Genomic DNA, 1,906 nt, shown 5'->3' with positions numbered 1-1,906 from the left:
GTATGAGGGTGCGGGGGTGGGGGCGGGGGCCTGGCGGCCGAAGCAGGCGGCGGCCAGGCCGAGGCCGATGGCCGCACCGAGGAACTGGGCGGCGACGAACGGGGCGACGGACGCGGGCGCGATGCCGGCGAAGGTGTCCGTGAACGCGCGGCCGATGGTGACCGCGGGGTTGGCGAAGCTGGTGGACGAGGTGAACCAGTACGCCGCGCCGATGTACGAGGCGACCGCGGCCGGCGTGAGCCCGGAGCGTCCGGCGCGGGCCAGGCCGAGGACGAGCCAGACCAGCCCGGCGGTGGCCACCACCTCACCGAGCACGAGGTGACCGGCTGACCGGTCGTGCGCCGAGAAGCTCACCAGCGGCTCGGCGAACATCGCGTTCGCGAGGGCCGCGCCGCCGACGGCCCCGACGAGCTGCGCGGGGAGGTAGGCGGCGACGTCGCGGGCCGCGGGGCCGTCGCCGGCCCGGCGGCCGGCGAACCAGGCGGTGAGCGTCACGGCCGGATTGAAGTGCGCCCCTGACACCGGGCCCAGCAGCGCGATCAGGACGCCGAGGCCGAGGACGGTGGCCAGCGAGTTGGCCAGCAGTCGCACGCCGATGTCGTCGGTCAGCTGGGTGGCCTGGACGCCGGAGCCGACCACGACCGCCACCAGCGCGGCCGTCCCCAGCGCCTCGGCCGCCGCGCGCCGCGCGAGGGGCGTCATGCCGCTCATGCGCGGGCTGCCGCGGGAGTCTGGAGCAGGGCGGAAAGCCGGGTCAGGGCCGCGGGGAGAACCCAGTAGTAGACCCAGGTTCCGCGCCGCTCGGAGCCGACCAGGCCGGCTTCGCGCAGGATCCTCAGGTGGTGGGAGATCGTCGGCTGGGAGACGTCGAACGGGCCGGTCAGGTCGCACACGCACGCCTCACCGCCCTCATGGGAGGCGATCAGCGACAGCAGCCGCAGCCGGACGGGGTCCGACAGCGCCTTGAACATCCGCGACAACTCGGCCGCGGCCTCCTCGCCCAGCGGCTCGCGGACCATCGGCGCGCAGCACAACTCCTGTTTCGACATGTCTCTATATTGACACCCATCTAATGGGGTGGCAAGGTGGGCTGTATAGACAATCATCGAAGCAGACTGATGGGAGACCGCCATGTCCCGGATACAGCTCGCCCTGCGCGTAGCCGACCTCGAAGGTTCGATCGCCTTCTACGCCAAGCTCCTCGGCGTCGAGCCGGCCAAGCGGCGTGAGGGCTACGCGAACTTCGCCGTCGCCGATCCGCCGCTGAAGCTCGTCCTGATCGAGGGCGAGGAGGGCCAGGACACCCGCCTGGACCACCTGGGCGTCGAGGTCGCCACCACGGCCGAGGTCACCGCCGCCACCACCCGGCTCCAGAACGCGGGCCTCGCCACCTTCGCCGAGCAGGACACGTCCTGCTGCTACGCCCTCCAGGACAAGGTGTGGGTGACCGGCCCCGGCGACGAGCGGTGGGAGGTCTACGTCGTCAAGGCCGACGTCGACGCCGACGCCACGCCACGAGCCTGCTGCGGCACGTGACGCCCTCCGGGCCGGCAGACCACGAACGCGTCAGGCGCTGACGCGCCCAGGCCGCGCCCCAACTGCTGGCCGGGTCGGCCATGCGCGGTGCCTTGGGCGCTGGCGTACCTTGGCGCGGCGCGCCCGGGTCGCAGCTCCGGCTGTTGGTTGCGGACGCGTTGGGCGCTTGCGGCCTTGGCGCGACGGTGCCCGAGCCGGAGGTTCGGCTGCCGGCCGGGCCGGCCATGTGCGATACCTCGGGCGCTTACGCGCCCTGTGCGGCGGTACCCGGCCCGGAGCGTCGGCTGCCCGTCGGTGCGGCCGGGCGTGGTCGGCTGCGGCGCGGGCTTGCCCTGCGGGCCGGGGGGCGGGGGCGGTGCCCCCTTCGGGG

At 73.8% G+C, this 1,906-nt stretch carries 3 protein-coding genes; 1 reads left to right on the top strand and 2 read right to left on the bottom strand.

The genetic code is table 11. From position 1 onward, the window contains the following. A partial coding sequence (locus tag E1265_RS35930; protein WP_132935132.1) for an aquaporin occupies positions 1-711 on the bottom strand: 711 nt, incomplete at its 3' end. Next, positions 708-1,019 carry a metalloregulator ArsR/SmtB family transcription factor gene (locus E1265_RS35925; RefSeq protein ID WP_132935133.1) on the bottom strand — a complete coding sequence of 104 codons (312 nt, stop codon included), beginning with the start codon at positions 1,017-1,019 and terminating at the stop codon, positions 708-710. The genes E1265_RS35925 and E1265_RS35930, both read right to left, overlap by 4 nt. Before the next feature lie 112 nt (positions 1,020-1,131). Between E1265_RS35925 and E1265_RS35920 the strand changes: the two genes are divergently transcribed. Continuing rightward, positions 1,132-1,536: an ArsI/CadI family heavy metal resistance metalloenzyme gene (locus E1265_RS35920; protein ID WP_132935131.1), complete on the top strand. Its 405-nt coding sequence runs from the start codon at positions 1,132-1,134 to the stop codon at positions 1,534-1,536. Positions 1,537-1,906: the final 370 nt, after the last annotated feature.

The organism is Streptomyces sp. 8K308, assembly GCF_004348315.1.
Taxonomy (GTDB): Bacteria; Actinomycetota; Actinomycetes; order Streptomycetales; family Streptomycetaceae; genus Streptomyces.
This window is presented reverse-complemented; position numbering and strand designations above follow the sequence as displayed.

Excerpts from the sequence above, each read along its gene's own strand:
- E1265_RS35925 (WP_132935133.1), bottom strand. The coding sequence starts at position 1,019 with ATGGTCCGCGAGCCGCTGGGCGAGGAGGCCGCGGCCGAGTTGTCGCGG.
- E1265_RS35920 (WP_132935131.1), top strand. The coding sequence starts at position 1,132 with ATGTCCCGGATACAGCTCGCCCTGCGCGTAGCCGACCTCGAAGGTTCG.